The sequence below is a fragment of the Pseudoalteromonas sp. 19-MNA-CIBAN-0066 genome, assembly GCF_040308705.1.
Taxonomy (GTDB): domain Bacteria; phylum Pseudomonadota; class Gammaproteobacteria; order Enterobacterales; family Alteromonadaceae; genus Pseudoalteromonas; species Pseudoalteromonas nigrifaciens.
Map to the genome: position 1 here is coordinate 1 of NZ_JBEONZ010000222.1, position 269 is coordinate 269.

Annotated in this window: 1 protein-coding gene; it reads left to right on the top strand. The window is 41.3% G+C overall.

Going from position 1 to position 269, the window contains the following annotated elements:
• Positions 1-269: M20/M25/M40 family metallo-hydrolase (locus AAEZ18_RS18905; protein ID WP_352255947.1), on the top strand; the 269-nt coding region annotated here is incomplete at both ends.

Here is a 269-nt window from a genome sequence, read left to right on the forward strand (position 1 = left end):
TCTAACTACCCTGTAATATATGTACATGAAGATGAATCGATTCCATCTACTTATAATAACCCTGCACAAACAGACATTGTTAGAAACTCTATTGCCAGCGCAATTGGCGATACTAATGTACTTGAAACACAAGCTGTAATGGCGGGTGAAGATTTTGGCCTATACGGGCGCACCGATGAAAATATCCCTATCACCCTCTTTTGGCTAGGAGGCGTAAACCAAGCACAATATGCAGATTCAATAAAAACAGGTGAGGTACTCCCTTCTCT